We start from the raw sequence: 1,218 nt of genomic DNA, 5'->3' as shown, positions 1-1,218 counted from the left end.
AACGGAAAAACCTATCACTATAAGTTCTACTCTCTGTCCGCCATCATAGCCGTAGGCTATCGGATCAATTCCGGCAGGGCCACGCAGTTCCGTCAGTGGGCAACCAAGGTGCTGGACACCTTCACCAAGCAGGGGTATGTGCTGGATAAGAGCAGGCTCATCAATGGGCAGATTTTTGATGAGGACTACTTCGATCACCTGATTTCCGAGATTCAGGAGATTCGGGCCAGCGAACGACGCTTCTATCAGAAAATTACGGATATTTACGCCACCGCGGTGGACTACTCTCTCGATAGCCAGACCACAAAGGATTTCTTTGCCACAGTTCAGAATAAGATGCACTATGCCGTCCATGGCAGCACGGCGGCAGAAGTCATTATGGCACGAGCCGATCACACCAAGGAACACATGGGGCTGACCTCATGGAAGAATGCTCCTGACGGCAAGATCGTCAAGGCAGATGTGTCCATTGCAAAAAATTACTTATCCATGGACGAAATGCAGGAACTGAACGAAATCGTCACCATGTATCTGGACTACGCCACCCGGCAGGCCAGACGGCATATCCCTATGACCATGGCGGATTGGGCTTCCAAGCTGGACGCTTTTCTGCAATTCAACGATGCAGAGATTCTGCAAAATAAGGGAAAAGTCACCGCTGCCATTGCAAAAGCCTTTGCCGAAAGCGAGTTTGAGCAGTACCGTGTCATTCAGGATCAGCTGTATCAGAGTGACTTTGACCGTCTGGTAGCCAGCACGGAACAAAAGAACTAAAACGCAGAAACGCCCGTTATCGGCCATGCGGCCAATAACGGGCGTTCATCATTCATATACAAGTTCGGTCAGGACAATTTCCTCTGCGCGGCTGCGGATGCTGTTCATGCGGCGCACCCATTCCATTTGATCGGCAGCTTTGAGTGCTTCTGTTACGCCTTCCTGCTTCGCTATTGCAGATACGATGATTGCCATGCGCTCGTTGCAGGCTTGGTCGATCTCGGCAAGGTGCCGATGCAGCGTTCCGCTTGTGAGCAGGTTTGCGTAGAGAACAGGACGATGTTCTTTCAGATAGCTGCGGCGCATACGCCCATACTTGCCAATCTGGTATTCCGGTTCGTCCGGCAGCGCAAGGTTCGGGATGAGGTAATCGCCCTCCTGACGGTAAGTGCCGCCCATTTCCTCAAATAGAGATTTCATAAAAATTAGCTCCTTTTTGTGTTG

Annotated in this window: 2 protein-coding genes; one reads left to right on the top strand and one right to left on the bottom strand. The window is 51.1% G+C overall.

The window, feature by feature from the left end:
* Positions 1 to 774 (top strand): virulence RhuM family protein (locus tag LKD37_RS17485; protein WP_302930327.1); only part of this gene is annotated, 774 nt, incomplete at its 5' end.
* A gap of 48 nt (positions 775 to 822) precedes the next feature.
* Here the strand turns inward: LKD37_RS17485 and LKD37_RS17480 are convergent.
* Complete coding sequence (locus LKD37_RS17480) at positions 823 to 1,194, bottom strand: TnpV protein (protein WP_112091005.1); 372 nt, start codon at positions 1,192 to 1,194, stop codon at positions 823 to 825.
* Positions 1,195 to 1,218: the final 24 nt, after the last annotated feature.

The organism is Brotocaccenecus cirricatena, assembly GCF_020687045.1.
Taxonomy (GTDB): Bacteria; Bacillota; Clostridia; order Oscillospirales; family Oscillospiraceae; genus Vescimonas; species Vescimonas cirricatena.
The sequence above is the reverse complement of the archived record's forward strand: the minus strand, read 5'-3'. Positions and strand labels throughout refer to the sequence as shown.